The organism is Vibrio sp. VPAP30, assembly GCF_001188205.1.
Classification (GTDB): domain Bacteria; phylum Pseudomonadota; class Gammaproteobacteria; order Enterobacterales; family Vibrionaceae; genus Vibrio; species Vibrio bivalvicida.
In genome coordinates, this window is sequence record NZ_LBLS01000013.1 from 92,417 (window position 1) to 111,978 (window position 19,562).

Below are 19,562 nucleotides of genomic sequence, written 5' to 3' on the forward strand. Positions count from 1 at the left end.
GTTAGGTAGATGGGCTTGATAAAAAGTGTCTACAATCCAATTAACCCGTTTCTTTTAGTTGCACTAGCGCTGCTTCCTTTTTCCTCGTTTTCGAATCAAGTTCTTACCATTTCAGTTGGTAGTGATTATCCCCCCTATCATTCCAAAGAGCTGCCTGGATACGGAATCAACACCCAAATTGTCACCGCAGCATTTGCTGAGGTTGATATCGACGTCGAGTACGAGCATTTATCCACCTGGGAAGAAGCTTTAGATTCTGCCGCTCAAGGTCAGTTCGATGCAACAGCGTTGTGGGAGTACAATCCTCAGCATGAGAGCAGTTTTCTGATCAGTGATTCTGTTTATGAAATAAACGCCCATCTCTTTCATAGCAAAGAGTTAAACTTCAGCTGGGACACGGTCAAAGATCTGCAAGGATACAAGATCAGTGCGCTGATTGGTGGGTACTATGGGCAGGACTTTGAAAATGCCGAGAAAACGAAATTGATTAACGTTGAGCGCGTCCATGATGAAACTGATAATGTGATAAAACTTGTTTCCGGAGCCATCGATCTCGCTCCACTCTATACAACACATTTTAACCTGATTATTAAGCAAGAAGGGCTAGGGTCGGAAAAGGCAAACATCACCTATCACCCACAGCCCCTATTTGTTAATTCACTCCACTTGCTACTGCCGATTAACAACCCAAATAGCCCGTCTTTGATCGAAAAATTCAATCAAGGATTAAAGATAATTAGAAAAAACGGCACTCTGCAGTCTTTACTCAATGAGCATCTCAAGTATTTGTAGTCATTACGGGAAAGGGAAAGAGAAAGAGAAAGAGCCCTAAACGGACTCGATCAATTCGGGCAAAATCTCAAATAGATCCCCGACTAAACCATAATCTGCAACTTCAAAAATAGCGGCATCAGGGTCACTATTAATCGCGACGATGACTTTTGAATCCTTCATACCTGCGAGGTGTTGAATTGCCCCTGATATTCCTACCGCGATATACAAGTTAGGCGCAACAATCTTACCCGTTTGCCCTACCTGTAAATCGTTAGTAACAAAACCTGCATCAACCGCCGCCCGAGACGCACCAATTGCACCACCTAACTTATCGGCTAATTTTTCGACTAAAGCGAAGTTTTCTTTACTGCCTAACCCTCGGCCTCCAGAAATGACTACATTTGCGCTGGACAATTCAGGTCGGTCACACTGCGCGCTTTCTCGGCTTACTAATTGAGTACCTTGGCTGGCGACAATGGTCTCAAGAGTCACCAGTTGGGCTGCTCCACCATCATCCAATGGCATTTTATCAAATGCCGTCGAACGTACCGTCATCACTTTTATCGAGTCTTCCGAGCGAACTCTGGCTAATGCGTTACCTGCATAGATAGGTCGTACTACTGTATCAGTACTTTCCATAGCCATCACATCTGACAGCATTTCAACATCAAGCAGTGCAGCAACCCTAGGCAGTAGATCTTTACCGAACGTATTGGCAGGCGCTAACACGTGGCTGTATTCGACACCAATTTGCTTTACGACTTCAGAAAAGTTCTCTGCAAGCATATCTTGATAGCATACGTTATCAGCGACAAGAACGCGATCTAGCAAGGACGACTGCTTAATCAACTGTGCAACATTGTTACAGTTGCAGCCCACAACCAGAGCATCGACCGAACCGCTCCCTGCTAACTCAATGATCGATTTTGCCGCCGACAACGTGGCTAAAAAATCTGCGCTCGGGGTCTGGTTATCATGCTGTGCTAACACTAATACTTTGATATCACTCATTGCTATCCCCTATTCAATGACTTTCGCTTCATTTTTAAGTTTGTCGACAAGCTCAGTAACACTAGCCACCATAACGCCTGCTTCTCGCTTCGGCGGTGCAAAGACTTGTAGCGTCTGCTGCGAAGATTTTATCTCGACTCCAAGAAACTCCGCATCGACGACATCTAATGGTTTTTTCTTCGCCTTCATGATGTTAGGTAGCGACGCATATCTCGGCTCATTTAATCTCAGGTCAGTACTCACCACAGCAGGTAGCGATACTTGTAGCGTCTCTAAGCCACCATCAATCTCACGCGTCACAATCGCCTTATCATTTTCAATCTGTATGTTTGATGCGAATGTCGCCTGGGGGCATGCCATAAGAGCGGCCAACATTTGCGCGACCTGATTGTTGTCATTGTCGATGGATTGCTTACCCAGTAGAACCAGTTGCGCCTCCTCTTGCGCCGCAACAGCTTTGAGTAGTTTGGCAACAACAAGAGGCTGACACGTTTTCTCTGTATCAAGGTGAATCGCTCTATCTGCCCCAAGAGCTAACGCGCTTCTAAGCTGCTCCTGACACTGCGCTTGACCAATTGAAACAACAACAACTTCACTCGCGACGCCACCTTCTTTTAACCGAATCGCCTCTTCAACCGCGATTTCACAAAACGGATTAATGGTCATTTTAACGCTGTTAGTTTCAACGCCAGATTCATCCGATTTAATTCTGACTTTTGTATAAGGATCAATTACACGCTTAATCGCTACCAAAACTTTCATTACTCGCTCCGAGAACAATGTATGTAGTTTCAGCTTAGTAAAGTTTACGTTTACGTCAACTGCAACTATATTTACTGCAGACAACTAAATTGAAACTGAAGGTCAAAAAAGATGGAAAGAGAATGCATGGACTTTGACGTAGTGATCGTCGGCGCGGGCCCTGCGGGACTTTCGGCTGCCTGTCGACTTGCTCAACTATCCCAACAACAAGATGCAGCACTTTCTATCTGTGTGGTCGAGAAAGGACCAGAAGTCGGTGCACACATACTCTCAGGTGCCGTTTTTGAAACCACTGCGCTCAATGAGCTATTTCCAAATTGGCAAGGGCTCGATGCACCAGTCTTAACACCTGTTTCGTGCGACGATTTCCTTTACCTCACCGCCAAGGAAAACTACATTCAAATTCCTGAGTTTTTGACACCGCTTGCCATGAGAAATGGCCACCAAAACTACGTGATCAGTTTGAGTAAATTATGTCGTTGGCTTGCGCAGCAAGCAGAAAGCCTAGGCGTAGAGATTTTCCCAGGTTTCCCAGCCAAAGACATATGCTTTGACGAAAGTGGAGCCGTGACCGGAATCGTAACCGTTGATATGGGACTCGACAAAAACGGCAAGCCGAAAAACACCTTCCAAGCAGGCATTCAGCTTAATGCAAAACAGACTATTTTTGCAGAGGGGGCACGCGGCAATCTTGGCAAACGCCTAATTAACCACTTTAAACTGGCCCAATATAGTCAGCCTCAGCATTATGCACTAGGAATCAAAGAGGTTTGGAAATTGCCAGACAACGACGATCGCTATCGTCCTGGTTTAGTTATGCACTCAGCAGGGTGGCCACTTAGTGAGTCTGATAGCACAGGGGGCGGGTTTCTTTACCACCTTGAAGACCATTTAGTTTCTGTTGGGTTAATCACTGATCTTAACTACAGCAACCCTTACCTCAGCCCGTTTGATGAATTCCAACGGCTTAAACATCACCCTCGTTACTCTCACTTCCTACAAGGGGCTGAGCGTATCGCCTATGGTGCACGCGCCATCGCCAAAGGAGGTTTGCTCTCACTGCCAAAACAGCAGTTTCCTGGCGGGTTATTAATTGGTTGTGACGCTGGCACACTCAACTCGGCCAAAATCAAAGGTTGCCACACAGCAATGAAATCTGGAATGCTCGCCGCTCAAGCCTCATTCAACGCAATAAACGATAGAAATACAGAAGCAGACTACCACTCGCTGTTTATTGACTCTTGGCTATACGACGAGCTTAACCAACACCGAAACTTTCCAGGAGCGGTACATAAATATGGCTCACTTGTGGGCGGTGCACTCTCTTTGCTTGAGCAAAATATCTGGCACAGACTTACGGGAAACAAGTCGGCGTGGAATATTGAAGACCATCAGGCTGATTATGTCACGTTACATGAGTTATCCCGTTGCAAACCCATTGCCTACCCTAAACCAGACGGCGTGCTCAGTTTTGATAAACCTTCTTCGGTTTACCTATCCTCAACGTTTCATGAAGAGAACCAACCTTGCCACCTATTACTGTCTAATCAACAAATCCCTGTTACTCACCATATGACCTTATTCGACGAACCGAGCCAGCGCTACTGTCCCGCAGGTGTCTATGAAGTGGTCGAAGTAGGAGGGCAACGCAGGCTTCAGATCAACGCCGCAAACTGCTTACATTGCAAAACCTGCGATATCAAGGATCCATCGCAAAACATAACTTGGGTGCCCCCAGAAGGCGGTGGACCTAACTATACAACTATGTAAGCATTCTAGTGTGCAAATTCCTGCTGTACCTTATGATGGAACATCGAGATACGCTTGAGTACATTAATCAGGTTTTGCTGCTCTAAAAGAGTCAGATCATCTACGGTTAGCATATCGTTAATTTGTCTAAGGTCACTGTATTCAATGATCTGATTCATAAAGCGTAGATGCCAAATATGATCGAAAATATACACCATTTCTCGGTAGGTTTTGGCGTCAATCTCTTGGGCGGTATGCAACCCTTTTAGCCTTTCAATCGTGTTGCTTTCACGTATGTCATGCTTGAGTGCATAAAGACGACAGAAGATCTCCATCGGTCTTAAACAGTCTTTAAGGTTAATGGCGTCGCGGCCCTCATACTTTTCCGTTGCCAACTCACCTTCTTGAGTTACAGGAATAGAGTGGGCCAAACAGTTTTGCGCATAAGTACGAAGAAATTCAGGATCTTTGGTTAATCGTTTTTGAATATGAGCCTGGATTCCATCTGCTAACCTTGCCTCACCAAAGGTTGAGCGAATATCAAAGAACACGTTAAGCTCTAAGATGGTTTCTGGCGTAGCTTGTTCGAACCATTGGGTAAAGTTGTTTTGCCACTCTTTCTCGCTCAAACACCATTGGTGATTTGAAGCCATAATCAGGCCGTCACAGTAGCTGTAGCCGGCCTGATTCAACATCGCACATACCTTCTCCGCCAAGTGTAAAAAGTAACGTCGAGTCGCCTTTAGATCCTGGTCATCTGGTGTCTCAAAAACAATCGCGTTGTCTTGGTCTGAGAATAAGGTCATATCATGACGAGCATTGCTGCCAAAAGATAAGAAGGAGAATGGCACAGGAGGTTCCCCAATCTCCTCAATCGTCAATTCGACAAAGCGACAAATAGCCGCATCATAAGTGTTTCCAATAAGCCCTCTTAAATGGTTCGGGCGCGCACCTGTGGCAATCATTTCACGTATTAAATCTGTCAATCGATTAAGTGATTCAATCACATGGCTATGACTTTCTCCTTGCTCAATGTCGGCAACGATGCTCGCACTGGTGTTTTGGTAATCCGAACTAGAAGTCGCTGAATTGAAACTCGCACCGTAAACCTTACGTACTATAGGACGGAATGAAATTACATGACCGAGTTTTTCAGAAAGAAAGATACGAGAGGTACTTAGGATGATGTCTATCTTTCGCCCACTTTTTGTCATAATCTGCGCTTCAAATTCAGCGGGTTCTGTTTCATGACAAAATAGCCGCATCAAATGCTCAAGCACTCGCTCATTTTGGTCAGCATTGGAGAATAGATCTTGCCAAATCGACTGGGATTTCAGTTCCGTGTCGGTATAGCCAAGCAATTGATGAAGTCGAGTATTAGAAAATACAATCTTACCATCCGCTTCCAAGATGTAGCCCTCATTCGATGACTCCACCAAAGCTTTGTAACGGTTTTTCGCTTCATGCAGAGCAAGTTCAGCACGCATTTTTCTTTTTTCTATCACCTTAGATTGTGCGATGACATAGAGCATGATGAACGTTAATCCCAATGTGATTACGACAAATACCCGATAGAGAGTACTCTCTAGATTATCGATCTCTTGCTGCACGTCCTGTAGGTACACTCCGGTTGCAACTATCCACTGCCACTCTTCTACACCTTCAGCATAAGTCATTTTAGGCGCGGTAATGGTGGCGTCATCTTTCCATTGCCAAAGATACTCCAAGTACCCCTCATGAGAGGCTGTCACTAGCTTAGCTAGTTCAACAAAGATAGGGAAATCTGAGCTTTCTTCTCTTTCGTAATAATGCGTTAAATCCTGATTGGTCAGATCACTACGATAAGGGTGCATGATCATCCGAGGATGCATATCAGTGATGAAAAAATAATCTTTGTTCTCTGGGCCGTACCTCATTGACTTGATATCCATCATCGCTTTGGATTGAGCTTCTTCTCGACTTAAAACACCACTTTGTTCCAAGCTCACATACCTGTCGACCACACTCACCGCCGTAGAGGTTAACTCCTTGAGCATCTGCTGCTTTTGCCCCACCATGGACGCTTCAACTAATGGCAGGATTACGTAAATGATGGCGGTCACAAACAAGATAATCGCGCTGATGGTCGGCAGTACAATGCGTAAACCAAATCGACTCAGCGGCGAGTCGTGCTCAACTTGCTGGGTAGTCAGGCCATTGAAATAGTCAGCAAGTTCAGTCTCATCAAGAACATCGCCAAGCTGCGTTTGATGGCTTGTATCATGGTATTTTGCGGTAAAAGAACCGTTCTCAAAATCAGCCCGCGTAGGTAAGTAGCCGTGGTAGTCGTCGCGCACATGTGTTTCAAACACCTCTTTGATCTGCTGACTGGTGTACTTGCCTCCAAACTCCTGAATGGCTTCCGAGAGCGCTTCTTTACAGTGACGAAATCGGCGATGGGAATAGGGATCAAATTCCACCTCTTTCGCCATGGTTTCGCTATGTTCTTGCCCGTTGTAGTCAAAGAACCCGTCGATCCAGCGGTGAATTTCTTCTGCTCTAATCCCATATAGATGCTCTGTTCGATCTGCGTGTTCAGAAATTTTCATAAAATTTTGGTCATTTCCTTGCATATTAACAGTTAAGTCAAAAGTGTGCGGTGCGTAGCATTTTTATTACAAGCCAATCAGCACATCTATCACATCGAAGCGTTACTTAATCGAAATCAATAATTGGCTATAGACCGTTTTCTAGTATGTAGCCCATGTTTTGCTGCAGTTTTTGACAAGATGCCCAAGAGTTGTCTTGTCGTAATATACGAAGTGACTTAATGTTTTCCCGCCTTTTCAACACGATAAGGCTCTTGGTAGCGTCTGGGATGTCGTCTCGTACTGATCGAAGGTCAGTATACCAAGTGTAAGCGGAGCGCTAATTGACATGGTTCAACTTCGTCTCATAACAAAGGAAGACGAAATGTCTAACAAAAGTAAAACCTTTTATAGGGATATGCGTAAAAAAGCGCATGAATTTGAGAATCGAGAAGAGTTTCTCAACCATGATCTAAAGATCATGAGTTTTCGCCGCTGGGGTATTCACTTACCATCACGCGACTACAGTGTAGAACTTGAGGACTTAGTACCAGCATTGGCGGCCACTATCGGTAAAGTAGTCATGGTAACCGCAATGGTGGCAGTATTTGCTGCACAATTTGGCTTATCTCCAGAGTTTGTCGCAGAAAACGTGCGTTATGAGCTACTGATCGCCGGTGCGCTGTTTGTCATTCTTTTCTCTGCCATTTTGAACCCAAACTCTAACCTAGCAGGTACTCATGGTCCAATGATCCCATTGATTCCCTTGATTGCAGCTGCAGGTGGACACCCTCTCGCTCTAGGTATCATGGTTTGCATGTTCGGCTTTATCCTAGCTTATACCAAGGGCGGTTCAAAACTAATGACGCTAACTGGAGTTGGCGTTCGGGGTGGGCTACTGATCTATTTAGGTGCGGTTGGTTTGATTAGTCAGATCAACAAAACCGAGGCTTGGGCTGCTAGCAGCGATCAAGGCTATATTTCGTTTGCGGTCATTGGTGTGACCTTAGCCGTATATGCATACCTCGCAAAAATCAACAAGCGCTGGCTGGCTATCCCGTTATGTTCTCTTATTGCTGGTGTCGTTGCTTATGTACTGGGAGCCGACTTCGCCTTTACTACCGAGCCAGGACTACCACACTTTAGTCCATTCTATTGGTGGGGTGAAGACACAGGTTGGCAATTAGGCTGGCCAAACCTTGAACACTTTATTGCAGTTACGCCATTTGCTTTACTAGCTGTTGCAATGTGGTCTCCTGATTACCTAGGCCACCGTGTGTTCCAAGAGCTAAACTACCCGAAAGAAGCCAAAGGCGTATTGATGGATGTTGATGACACAATGATGGTTGCGTCAATTCGTCAAGGTATTGGTTCCTTCCTTGGTGGTGGTAACCTGGCATCCTCTTGGGGTACGTATATGATCCCTGCAGCCATCGCGAAACGTCCAATCCCGGGTGGTGCACTATTAACCGGTGTGATGTGTATTGCTGCCGCGATTATTGGCTACCCTATGGATCTTGCTATGTGGGAGCCAGTACTGCGTGTTGCTCTCATCGTGGGTGTTTTCCTACCGCTACTCGAAGCTGGTATGCAGATGATCCACAAGCACAAGGATTCTCTCAGCGCTGGCATCTGTATTTTTGCCTGCGCTTTTGTTAATCCTGTGTTTGGTTGGGCGACCACTATGTTGCTTGATAACATGGGGCTAATTGGTGACCATGAACGCGCGAAGTCTTTGTCAGCAAAAGATAAATACCTAATTCCAGGTCTGGCGTTCATTATTTGTGTCGGCTCACTGGCGTTTGTAGGTCAACTTCCAGGTATCCCTGCACTAATTGGTAACTAATCCAATCTCAACAAGGCGCAGAGACTTTTATCTGCGCCTTCTTCTCTATACATCTCCGCTCGAAGTCATTCACTCAATCAATACATACAGTCTTATACTTGCGCCTCTTCACTTAATCATCATTGTCTAAATATTTCTTTGAATACAAAAACTCAACAATTTTAGAAAAATACAAGAATTAGTTGAAAAAGAGATTCCAATCACATTTTATTCAGTTATAATCCGCGCCCATTGCGCTTTGTATTGATAAACGCAAACTTAATTTGAGTAAATGACCTGTTAACCGATCCTCTTTTTGAGGACAAACGAGAAGAAAAATGAGCAAGATTGATAAAGCTATGCGCATCCTCCTAGCGGGATTCTGTATCAACCTTTGTCTTGGCATCCTGTATGCTTGGAGTGTATTTAACAAAGCACTAGTGACTGAGTCAGGTTGGAGCGCGGCTGAAGCATCAGCGCCTTACGCAACTGCAACGATCACTTTCTCTATATGTCTTCTGGTTGCAGGTATCCTACAAGACCGTATGGGTCCTCGTCTGATCCTTATCCTAGGTACTGTGCTTACAGGCCTAGGCATGATCGCTTCTGGTTTTGTTGACTCTCCACTTATGCTGAACATAACTTTCGGCGTACTTACTGGTGCAGGTATCGGTTTTGGTTACGCATGTTTGTCTCCATCAGCGATGAAGTGGTTCCACGCATCAAAGAAAGGTATGGTTAATGGCATTATCGCAGCAGGCTTTGGTCTGGCGGCTATTTACCTAGCCCCTGTCACTTCTGCGCTTATCGACAGCATGGGCATCCAAACCAGCTTCCTAGTTCTTGGTGTTGGTATCCTTGCTATCGCTGTTCCTCTAGCAGCAACAATCAACAACCCACCAACGGATTACACGCCAGCTGAACCTAAAGTAAAACAAGGTCAAGCACCTAAGGCTGTGAAGAAGTCTGACGACCTAACGTGGAAAGCAATGCTTAGAACGCCTCAGTTCTACTCACTTTGGATCATGTACGCGTTCGCTGCGTCTGTTGGTCTTATGATCATCGGTAACATTACGACTATCGCAAGCGTTCAAGCGAACCTACCAAACGCGGTTTATCTAGCGTCAATTCTTGCAGTGTTTAACTCAGGTGGCCGTGTTGCAGCTGGTATGCTTGCAGACAAAATCGGTGGCGTACGCACTTTGCTTTTAGCGTTCGTTCTCCAGGGCATCAACATGGTTCTGTTCGCAACGTTCAAGACTGAGTTCACGCTTATCATCGGTACAGCAATTGCAGCAGTAGGTTACGGAACACTTCTAGCAGTTTTCCCAACTCTAACCGCAGAGTTCTACGGTCTGAAAAACTACGGCACTAACTACGGTGTGCTATACACAGCATGGGGTATCGGTGGTGCAATCGGTGCTGCTGTGGTTGGATTCTCCATGACCCAGGGTGAAGGTTACAGTCTTGCATACACTATTTCTGCCGTAATGATGGCGGTTTGTATCGTGCTCGCTTTCATTACACGCCCTCTATCTGAAGCAAAAGTAGCTGAATTAAAGCGCGCTTAATACTAATCAGGATAAATTAGATGTTCAGATAATTGCGCAGGAAAAATTGCTTAGAGCAAGGCATAGATTGCAGCCAGTTAGTCGACCTACCTACAAAATCTATAACGACGCTATCAGCGATTTTAACCAGCAAGAATGAACAGATATTTGTTCTGGTTAGTATCAGAATTGAATTGCGGGTAAAAAGGCTTAATCTTAGGGTTAAGCCTTTTTTGTATTTAGCCATCATGCCTGATCCTATCGAACTTGCTCCCGACTATTACCTAAGCAATTTTATTAAGCTTATTGATCATGCGCGTGAGTGGTATCCAGATCTCCTGACAACAGAAGAGCATAAGTGGTTATATGACTTTGAGCAACTCGACAGGAAAGCGCAGTGCTTATTGGTACGCTTATTATCACGTAAAGGTGATTGGTTCCGCTCTGACAAGCTAAATTACACTGAGATAGGTGATACCACCCCTTGCCTTGAGACATTAGATCATAATGGCTTTGTCACCGTAAACAGTGACATCTGTGCTAATACCCTCGCCCGTGAATTACTGACCAAACCGGAAATTTGCACACTGTTTGCAATTCCGCATAGGTCCACACGCAAAGAGCAACTTTTAGACCAAGTCCCTGTCACACTCTTTACTCGTTTTGATCAAATCAGTTTTTTGGTCATCCATCTGCAACAGGCAAGGGTAATTGATGTATTACTGGCGCTGTTTTTTGCCAATACTCACCAAGATCTCAGTCAGTTTGTGCTTGATGATCTTGGCCTGCATCAGTTTGAACGCTATCAACTAAGCAAAGTTAGACGATTCTTTTCCACGCGCTGTGAGCTAAACCAGTTGTTACACCTTTCTGAACTGCACTCAAGATATTCAGAATCAGATAGAAAAAATCCGCACTGCCTAGTGACTCTACTCAACGAGATTGACATACCTATCACCCACTCTTACATAGAGCGAAAACGCCAACAGTTAGTCAATGATATCGCAAGAGACTTGGAGCGAGTCGGTGATTTCGAGCAGAGCCTAAAATGGTATAACACTACAACGCTTCCCCCCTCTCGCGAGCGACAAGCAAGGTTATATGACAAGCTCGACAATATCACCGCAATGAGTGACGTTGTCGCGAGCGTCATTTCACGCCCCTACAATATCTCAGAACTAGAAGTCGCCAATAAACTCGCTCAAAGAGTGAAACGAAAGCAAGGGCAACGCATTCCAAGAAAGGCTAAATTCAAGGTTTCTGAACACAGGTTAGAGTTAGATCTATCGCAACAAAGAGTCGAACTCGCGGCCAAATCGCATTATGAACAGCAGGGCTATCAGGTATTCTATAGCGAGAATGTATTGCTCAATGGGTTGTTTGGCTTAGCCTTTTGGAAAGTGATATTTGCGCCCATTGAGGGGGCATTTGTAAACCGCTATCAACACCGTCCGCTCGACTTATATCATCAAGATTTCTTCGCGAAGCGCCAGCTATTATTCGCTGAAACCTTCCAATCAATAGAACAATCTGGGTTAAGTGTCCTTCATTCGACCTATAAGGAAAAGTACGGCTTAGCCAATCCATTCGTTCACTGGACCGAATTCAGTTCAGATTTGCTTGAAGCCTGCATAAAACACATTCCAACCCAAGTGGCCCTCGCACTGTTTAAGGTCATGCTACAAGATCTCAAACTCTATCGAAGTGGTATGCCCGACCTCATTCTGTTTAAAAAAGGTCAGTTTGAGTGGGTAGAAGTCAAAGGGCCGGGAGACAAACTTCAAGACAACCAACGGCGATGGATTAAAGAGTTTCTTCGGCTAGACATTTTAGTCTCTGTTGCTTTCGTCAATCACTGTAAAGATTAATAAGCACTTATTTCTTCAGCATTTTCTACAAAACATGCAGAAATATGAAATCTGTTTTATATTTGCTACATTAATAGCTCATTCTCACTATCAGAATGACAATTCAAGTTGTTTGAAATTTAATCTAAGGAGAAGTTCCATATGCAAGACGTCTATTTGATTGGTCATGGATTCATGGATGCAAACGACACCATCAAGTTGTCTGTCCCCCTGCAAACATACGTAAAGGATGGTCGTATGCTGGATGGTCGAAAAACAGCAGCAGTTGTTGATGGTGGCCCCAGCGCTTATCGCATTACAACAGATGATGAAGAATGGAAAGTAACACCTCCTGGCGTTGATGCAAAAGAACACTACCTATGTGGTGATATGGCATCGTACGCAGATGTAAACAGAACACAAAAATGGTTGAATAAAGGCATGGGAGCACGTAAGGAAATCAACGATGGCATTTTGTTTACCCTGTCTGGGGGGGACTACTTGTTTTTTACAAAAAACAACCAAGCCGTCAGGTTATCAAATATCATCAATAACTTAAGAGCTGAACTTGGCAACAAGTTTCAAATTCATTGGACAGCATGTCGCTCAGTGATTGAAGGGAATAGTAATGCAGCCAAACTCCAAGCTATCAATGGTGGAGACTTGGTACAGGCGCAAAGTCTAAGGTAAGCGTCAACACCTGCCAGCAAGAACATTAGCACCCGATCGCTAGAAAGCCACCTGTCGTGGCTTTCACTTTCCCCTCGACAAGCTATTCCCCCTAACACCATTAATGCCAATAACGGATTATGGTTATATCTGGTAAAAACGCGACAACGGACATTTTTCTTAACGTTTTTATCGTTTAAGCCCAACTATTGTTTGCCATTATCTATGCCTTCTGCTGCAATTAGTCCATTGAATAGTCAGTACAAGTATCCAGATGAATTTACGTACATTTTTGATGATGGCCGTGGTGTTAACGTTCGCAGGCTGTGCAACCTATGCAGGGCTAAATTACGACCAGTTATTTGGGGAACCACATGTACAAGAACGCCGCAGTGACCTCGGCAGTGTAGAAAGTGACTTTTTTCTTAGTGAAGTAAAACCCATTATTGATAGCCGCTGCGTGGTTTGCCACGCCTGCTATGACGCTCCATGCCAATTAAAAATGTCTTCTGTAGAAGGTATTGATCGAGGCTCTAGCAAAGAGCTGATTTATCAAGGTACTCGTCTGACTGCTTCTACACCTCATCGCTTGTTTGAAGACGCTCAAACAACGGCTCAGTGGCGAGAATTTGGGTTTAACCCAGTATTGAATGAGCGCGTGCAAAACCCAACAGCCAATCTTGAAGCAGGTCTGATTGCAAGAATGCTGACACAGAAGGAAGCACACCCATTGCCAGACCAGCAGCAGTTAGAAGGTTTTGATTTTTCGATTGATCGCTCTCAGGTTTGTCCGTCTATTGAGGAGTATGATCAGTACCTTCAAGATTACCCTACATGGGGCATGCCCTACGGAATGCCAAACCTCAGCTCGAACGAATACTCAACTCTTGTCAGTTGGCTGCAAGACGGGGCCAAGATGAGTCAACCACTGCCCTTAACCATTGCTGAACAGCAGCTCATCGCCGAAGTCGAAGTTCTGCTCAACAAAAGTCCGCGCAAAGTGCAACTTACTGCGCGCTACATTTATGAGCACCTGTTCCTATCTCATCTCTATTTTTCTGATTTAAACCAACAGAATCCACGCTTTTTTACTTTAGTCAGATCAAGCACTCCACCGGGGCAGCCTCTCAATCGAATAGCCACACGTAGACCTTATGACGATCCTGGCGTGTCCCGGGTTTATTATCGATTGGTACCAGAGCAAGGTACGATTGTTGATAAAACCCATATGCCATTTGCGCTAAATAGAGAAAGAATGAATCGCTGGAAAGAGTGGTTTATAGACTCTGATTACAGCGTTGCTACGTTACCAGATTACACTCCAGAGATCGCGGCTAACCCCATGACTGCCTTTATCGATCTTCCGGTTAAATCACGATTTAAGTTTATGCTCGACAATGCGCAAAACACCATTAACGCCTTTATAAAAGGACCTGTTTGCCGTGGTCAGTTAGCTCTTAATGTTATCAATGACCGCTTCTGGGTATTCTTTTTAGATCCAGACAAAGCCGACTTCCCAGAAGTGAACGAATTTTACCGCTCTCAAGCAGAAAACCTTAAATTGCCAGCAGAGCTGGAAAGTAATACCTTGCCAGTGACAAGTTGGGTTGCATACTCAAGGCAACAAGCGCAATACCTAGAGGCAAAATCTAAGTTCACTAATCAATGGTTTGAAGGGGGAAAGTACCTAACAACCGATGTGATCTGGACAGGTGAAGGAACTAACCCGAACGCAGCGCTTACCGTATTTAGGCACTTTGATAGTGCGTCAGTAGTGCGTGGCTTAGTCGGAACACCACCCAAAACAGCTTGGGTCTTAGACTATGCCTTAATAGAGCGTATCCATTATTTGCTCGTGGCTGGGTTTGACGTGTATGGAAACTTTGGCCATCAACTGATGACCCGTATGTTTATGGACTTCTTACGCCTTGAAGGAGAGAGCAATTTTGTTGCCCTCTTGCCGAGAGAAATACGTCATAAAGAGCATTCTAGCTGGTATGAGGACCAAAGCAGCCAGCTCAGTGATTTTTTACAACGTAATGTTAAGCCGTTTGACCAACCAACTCAGGTGCCGTATCAAACCGACGACCCAAAAGCGGAACTTTACGATATTTTGCAAACGCAACTCGCACCAATATTGACCAACCGATTCAGGATCGAGCAAACGGGCATGAAGCCTGAAAGTGAAGAGTTGCTGCGAAGCATTGATAGAATTAAAGGCCAAGGTCTTGCTTATCTACCGCAGATTATGATGCTTATGATTACGTCTGAAACGGGCGAAGATCAGCTTTACACTTTACTGCAAAACAGTGCACATACCAATATCTCAAGCTTGTTTGACGAAGCGAGTAATCGTGATCCTGCTAATGATGATCTCACCTTGGTACGCGGCGTGATCGGCAGCTATCCTGCCGCGTATCTAAATCTGCAAGAGCATCAAGTACCAAAACTGGTAGAAATGTTGAAAAATATTTCCAGTGAAGAGGATTACGTTAAATTATTGGATACCTTCGCAATTCGTCGTAGCTCTGACAAATTCTGGCCTTTTAGCGACCGAGTACATACTTGGTATAAAGCAGATCAACCTATCGAATTTGGCCTGCTTGACTACAATAGATTTGAGAATAGGTAGAACTGTTCAACTGCGCATAACACGCTCAGGGAGGTGATTATGGGTATCAATGACAGCATTAGAGCTCTAGAGCAGCAAATTTATGTCGCCTGCTCTGAAGGTGATTACGACACCGTTCAAATGCTCGAACATCAATTGGATAGTCTTAGAAATAAGGCAGAACATCCTTTTGATGACGATCCATATGCTCCTGAAGGGAAAATAATCCCTGAAGATGACTGGTACTAACGAAAACGCCCCATGGTAATATACATGGGGCTTTCTTTTGCTCCTGCCCCATGACACAGCTATAATCCACTCTCCTGCAACCAGCGCTTTACAAAGCAAATTTAATCGTTATTATCTGAACGCAAACGATTGCCTTGCTTTTTATATGTAAATTAAAAGGGTTTTATGCTGTCTGATATTGAGATCTGTCGCGAGACAAAACTACTGCCAATTGCTCAAATTGCCGAGCATGCTGGGCTGCATGCGAATGAATTCCATAGTCAAGGAAAATACAAAGCTAAAGTAAGCTTGCAAAGCTTAGAGCGATTGCATGGCAACACCACAGGAAAGCTCGTGCTGGTAACTGCCATCACTCCGACCCCACTCGGTGAGGGTAAAACAGTCACAACTATTGGCGTGTCTCAGGGTTTAGCTAAACTCAAATGCTCAGTCATGGCCTGTATCCGACAGCCGTCTATGGGCCCCGTTTTCGGCGTAAAAGGTGGTGCTGCAGGTGGCGGCTACTCTCAAGTCGCGCCGATGGAAGAGCTTAATCTGCATCTAACTGGTGATATTCACGCGGTGACTGCCGCGCACAACCTTGCAGCGGCAGCTATTGATGCTCGTATCTACCATGAACAACGCCAAGGTTACAAAGATTTTGAGCAACGTAGCGGTTTAACAGCACTCAAAATTGACCCGCAACGTGTTGTCTGGAAGCGCGTGATGGATCACAATGACCGTGCGCTGCGTATGGTCACAGTGGGGAAAAACGAAGCCAATAAAACCATCAATGGCTTTGAGCGACATGATGGCTTTGATATTTCAGCCGCGTCAGAGCTCATGGCTATTCTTGCCCTAGCGTCAGGCCTAAAAGACTTGCGCGTTCGAATCGGTCGTATTGTGGTCGCTTACGATATAAATGGTGAACCCGTGACCACTGAAGACCTTAAGGTTGCAGGCGCAATGGCAGTCAGCATGAAAGAAGCCATTGAACCAACATTGATGCAGACTCTTGAAGGTGTACCGACCCTTATTCATGCTGGCCCATTTGCCAACATTGCTCATGGCAACTCTTCAATTATCGCTGATAACATTGCGACCAAACTGTGTGACTTCACGGTCACTGAAGGTGGATTTGGCTCTGATATGGGGTTTGAAAAAGCCTGTAATATCAAGGCACAGATGTCTGGGAAATCGCCCGATTGTGCCGTAATTGTCGCAACGCTACGTGGATTAAAAGCCAACTCTGGTCTCTATGATTTAAAGCCGGGTCAAGCCATTCCAGACACTTTGTTCGAAGACGACCAAGACGCACTCGTTGCTGGTTTTGATAACCTAAAATGGCACATTAACAACGTCAACAAATATGGCGTGCCTGCCATTGTCGCAATTAACCGTTTTCCTCAAGACAGCGACCAAGAGCTGAACACACTTAAGACCATGATTGAAGCCTTACCCAACGATGTCGAAGTCGCCATTAGCGAAGGCTTTGCAAAAGGTGGTGAAGGCACACTTGAGTTAGCCCAAAAAGTCATCGTTCAATGTGAAAAAGCCGCTGAACTTAAGCCACTCTATCAATTTAGCCAAACCACAGAAGAAAAACTAATGTCTGTTGCCGAAGTAGGCTATGGTGCATCAGGCGTGACACTTAGCTACCAAGCCAGAAGACAGCTTGATGAACTTAAACAACATGGCTTTGACAACCTAGCTGTGTGTCTGGCGAAAACACCCTTGTCTATTTCGACCGATGGCAGTATTAAAGGTGCGCCCACAGCCTTTAACGTCCCTATTCGCGAACTCCGCCTTTGCGCAGGTGCGGGCTTTGTTTACGCTTTGTGTGGCAACGTAATGACAATGCCAGGTTTGCCGGAAAAGCCTGCTTTTATGAATCTCGATCTAGATGATCAGGGCAACATCATTGGCTTAAGCTAGTCTTTCCCTCAAACTGCAAGCTACCAAGGGGCTAAGTGATTAAAACTTAGCCCTTTTCTTTGCGCACATCACAGCAACCCATGAAGTTAATAGCAAGATCATGTAACATTGAAATATGACTCGCAAAGACTGGATGCTTTCATGGAAGCAGAGCTACTGGAAATTAAGAACTTCCTATCCCAACACCCACCTTTTGATGAACTCGAAGATGATGTTCTTAACTACATCACCAAGCACGTAGAGATTTCTTATTATCGTGAAGACACACCTGTTATCCATTTTGGCGATGAAATTCACGACTTATATATGGTCCGAAGTGGTGTTATTGAAGTTTATCGACGCAAAGGTGAGCTATACAACCGATTAGATGAAGGCTCGCTGTTTGGGCAAATGGGGCTACTGACCAACAATAAGGTTCGCTTTCCGGCTAAGGCGATTAAAGATAGCCTACTGTATTGTATTCCAGAGGCCGTTTTCCAAGAACTTTATGACAAGCACGAAACCTTCGCAGATTTTGTTGAAGTTGAGGATACCGCTCGACTGCGTCAAACCGTGTCTAACAGCAACGAGCAAAATGACTTAACGACCTCTAAGGTGCGTACCCTACTGACGAGTGAAGCACCAACCATCCCTAAATCGGAGTCTATTCAAAATGCGGCAATTAAAATGGCCGAAGAGAATGTCTCATCTTTACTGATTATTGATCCAGATATAGCGCAAGATGATGAAGATGATAACAACCCACTGGTCGGTATTATTACTGACCGTGATTTGTGTACTCGCGTTCTTGCTCAAGGGTTAGACCCAAGCGATGATGTTTCAACGGTTATGACAACAGAGTTGATTTCACTCGACCATAACGCCTATGTTTACGAAGCCATGCTCACCATGCTGCGCTACAACGTTCATCATTTACCGGTTTTAAAAGACAAACAGCCGATCGGTATTATAGAAGCGACAGACATTGTACGTTATGAGTCGCAAAACTCACTGCTGCTAGTCAGTACCATCTTCCAGCAACAGTCGATAGAAGAGCTTTCCGCACTATCTGAGCAAGTAAAAGACAGCTTTGTTCGCCTAGTAAACGAAGACGCCAACTCTCACATGGTCGGCAGCGCAATGTCTGTGATTGGTCGAAGCTTTAAACAACGCATCATCGAACTAGCTGAGGAAGAACTTGGAGAGCCTCCGGTGCCTTACTGTTTTGTCGCTCTTGGTTCAATGGGACGTGACGAACAACTGCTTGTGACCGATCAGGATAATGCGATAATTCTTGATAACACCTTTGTTAAAGAGCAGCACGATACCTATTTTGCCGAGTTATCCAAACGAGTCTGTGATGGGTTAGATAAATGCGGCTACACCTATTGCACCGGCGACATTATGGCAACCAATCCTGATTGGCGTATGACACGTACCGAATGGGAAGATTGCTTTGCTGATTGGATTGACGACCCAAACCCGAAAGCTTTGCTAAACGCATCAATATTTTTCGACCTTGAAGGCGTTTATGGCCGACTAAAATGGGCGGAGCATTTAAACGGCTTTATTATTCGCCGCGCGCGTAAAAACAATCGCTTCCTAGCGTGTTTAGCGCGTAATGCCATGAACCGCACTCCACCTCTGGGTTTCTTCAAAGACTTTGTTATGGAGAAAGATGGTCAACATAAGAACTCTATCAACCTTAAACGTCGCGGTACTGCCCCTCTAGCTGACTTGATCCGTGTTCACGCTCTTGCGGTTGGCTCTCGCTCCAAAAACTCGTTTGAACGATTAGATGATATCCACGAAGCCGGTATACTGCCAAAAGGCAAAGCACGCGACTTAAGTGATGCCCTCGAATTCATCTCTATGGTACGCATTCGCCATCAAGCTCTCGATGTTGAAAATAAGATCGCTCCAGACAACAACATTGAGCCAGAAAATCTGTCGGACTTTGAACGTCGAAATTTAAAAGACGCTTTCCAGATCCTAAGTAATGCGCAAAACTTTTTGAAGTTCCGCTATCAAGCTAGCAATAACTTTAAGTGAGGC

The 19,562-nt window shown here is 44.9% G+C and carries 13 protein-coding genes; 10 read left to right on the forward strand and 3 right to left on the reverse strand.

Annotated elements, in window-relative coordinates; genetic code table 11:
* The first annotated feature begins 9 nt into the window (after window positions 1-9).
* Entirely contained in the window at window positions 10-792 is a 783-nt protein-coding gene (locus ZX61_RS02295) for a substrate-binding periplasmic protein (RefSeq protein ID WP_049843100.1), read from the forward strand.
* A 36-nt stretch (window positions 793-828) separates the two neighbouring features.
* Here ZX61_RS02295 and ZX61_RS02300 read toward each other — a convergent pair whose 3' ends face one another.
* Together ZX61_RS02300 and ZX61_RS02305 are read right to left on the reverse strand one after the other, a co-directional pair.
* Window positions 829-1,785, reverse strand: a complete 957-nt coding sequence (locus ZX61_RS02300) for an electron transfer flavoprotein subunit alpha/FixB family protein (RefSeq protein WP_049843101.1) — start codon at window positions 1,783-1,785, stop codon at window positions 829-831.
* A 9-nt stretch (window positions 1,786-1,794) separates the two neighbouring features.
* Complete coding sequence (locus ZX61_RS02305) at window positions 1,795-2,547, reverse strand: electron transfer flavoprotein subunit beta/FixA family protein (RefSeq protein WP_049843102.1); 753 nt, start codon at window positions 2,545-2,547, stop codon at window positions 1,795-1,797.
* Between the two features lie 111 nt (window positions 2,548-2,658).
* Between ZX61_RS02305 and ZX61_RS02310 the strand changes: the two genes are divergently transcribed.
* Window positions 2,659-4,317: an electron transfer flavoprotein-ubiquinone oxidoreductase gene (locus ZX61_RS02310; protein WP_049843103.1), complete on the forward strand. Its 1,659-nt coding sequence runs from the start codon at window positions 2,659-2,661 to the stop codon at window positions 4,315-4,317.
* Window positions 4,318-4,322: 5 nt separating this feature from the next.
* Here ZX61_RS02310 and ZX61_RS02315 read toward each other — a convergent pair whose 3' ends face one another.
* On the reverse strand, window positions 4,323-6,884 hold the full coding sequence (locus tag ZX61_RS02315) for a DUF294 nucleotidyltransferase-like domain-containing protein (protein ID WP_049843104.1): 2,562 nt from the start codon (window positions 6,882-6,884) through the stop codon (window positions 4,323-4,325).
* A 364-nt stretch (window positions 6,885-7,248) separates the two neighbouring features.
* On the opposite strand from ZX61_RS02315, the gene ZX61_RS02320 reads away from it, so the two are divergent.
* The 8 genes from ZX61_RS02320 to ZX61_RS02360 all read left to right on the forward strand — a co-directional run bounded on the left by ZX61_RS02320 (window position 7,249) and on the right by ZX61_RS02360 (window position 19,559).
* Complete coding sequence (locus ZX61_RS02320) at window positions 7,249-8,709, forward strand: DUF3360 family protein (RefSeq protein WP_049843105.1); 1,461 nt, start codon at window positions 7,249-7,251, stop codon at window positions 8,707-8,709.
* 317 nt (window positions 8,710-9,026) lie between these two features.
* Entirely contained in the window at window positions 9,027-10,259 is a 1,233-nt protein-coding gene (locus ZX61_RS02325) for an L-lactate MFS transporter (protein ID WP_049843106.1), read from the forward strand.
* Window positions 10,260-10,486: 227 nt separating this feature from the next.
* Window positions 10,487-12,106 (forward strand): VRR-NUC domain-containing protein, encoded by a 1,620-nt coding sequence (locus ZX61_RS02335; RefSeq protein WP_049843108.1) that lies wholly within the window; start codon window positions 10,487-10,489, stop codon window positions 12,104-12,106.
* A gap of 141 nt (window positions 12,107-12,247) precedes the next feature.
* Window positions 12,248-12,775 carry a putative adhesin gene (locus ZX61_RS02340; protein ID WP_049843109.1) on the forward strand — a complete coding sequence of 176 codons (528 nt, stop codon included), beginning with the start codon at window positions 12,248-12,250 and terminating at the stop codon, window positions 12,773-12,775.
* 253 nt (window positions 12,776-13,028) lie between these two features.
* Window positions 13,029-15,386: a fatty acid cis/trans isomerase gene (locus ZX61_RS02345; RefSeq protein ID WP_049843110.1), complete on the forward strand. Its 2,358-nt coding sequence runs from the start codon at window positions 13,029-13,031 to the stop codon at window positions 15,384-15,386.
* A gap of 39 nt (window positions 15,387-15,425) precedes the next feature.
* Window positions 15,426-15,614, forward strand: coding sequence for a hypothetical protein (locus ZX61_RS02350; RefSeq protein WP_004745669.1), 189 nt, complete (start codon window positions 15,426-15,428; stop codon window positions 15,612-15,614).
* 165 nt (window positions 15,615-15,779) lie between these two features.
* Window positions 15,780-17,528 (forward strand): formate--tetrahydrofolate ligase, encoded by a 1,749-nt coding sequence (locus ZX61_RS02355; RefSeq protein ID WP_049843111.1) that lies wholly within the window; start codon window positions 15,780-15,782, stop codon window positions 17,526-17,528.
* A 141-nt stretch (window positions 17,529-17,669) separates the two neighbouring features.
* Window positions 17,670-19,559: a DUF294 nucleotidyltransferase-like domain-containing protein gene (locus ZX61_RS02360; RefSeq protein WP_049843112.1), complete on the forward strand. Its 1,890-nt coding sequence runs from the start codon at window positions 17,670-17,672 to the stop codon at window positions 19,557-19,559.
* Window positions 19,560-19,562: the final 3 nt, after the last annotated feature.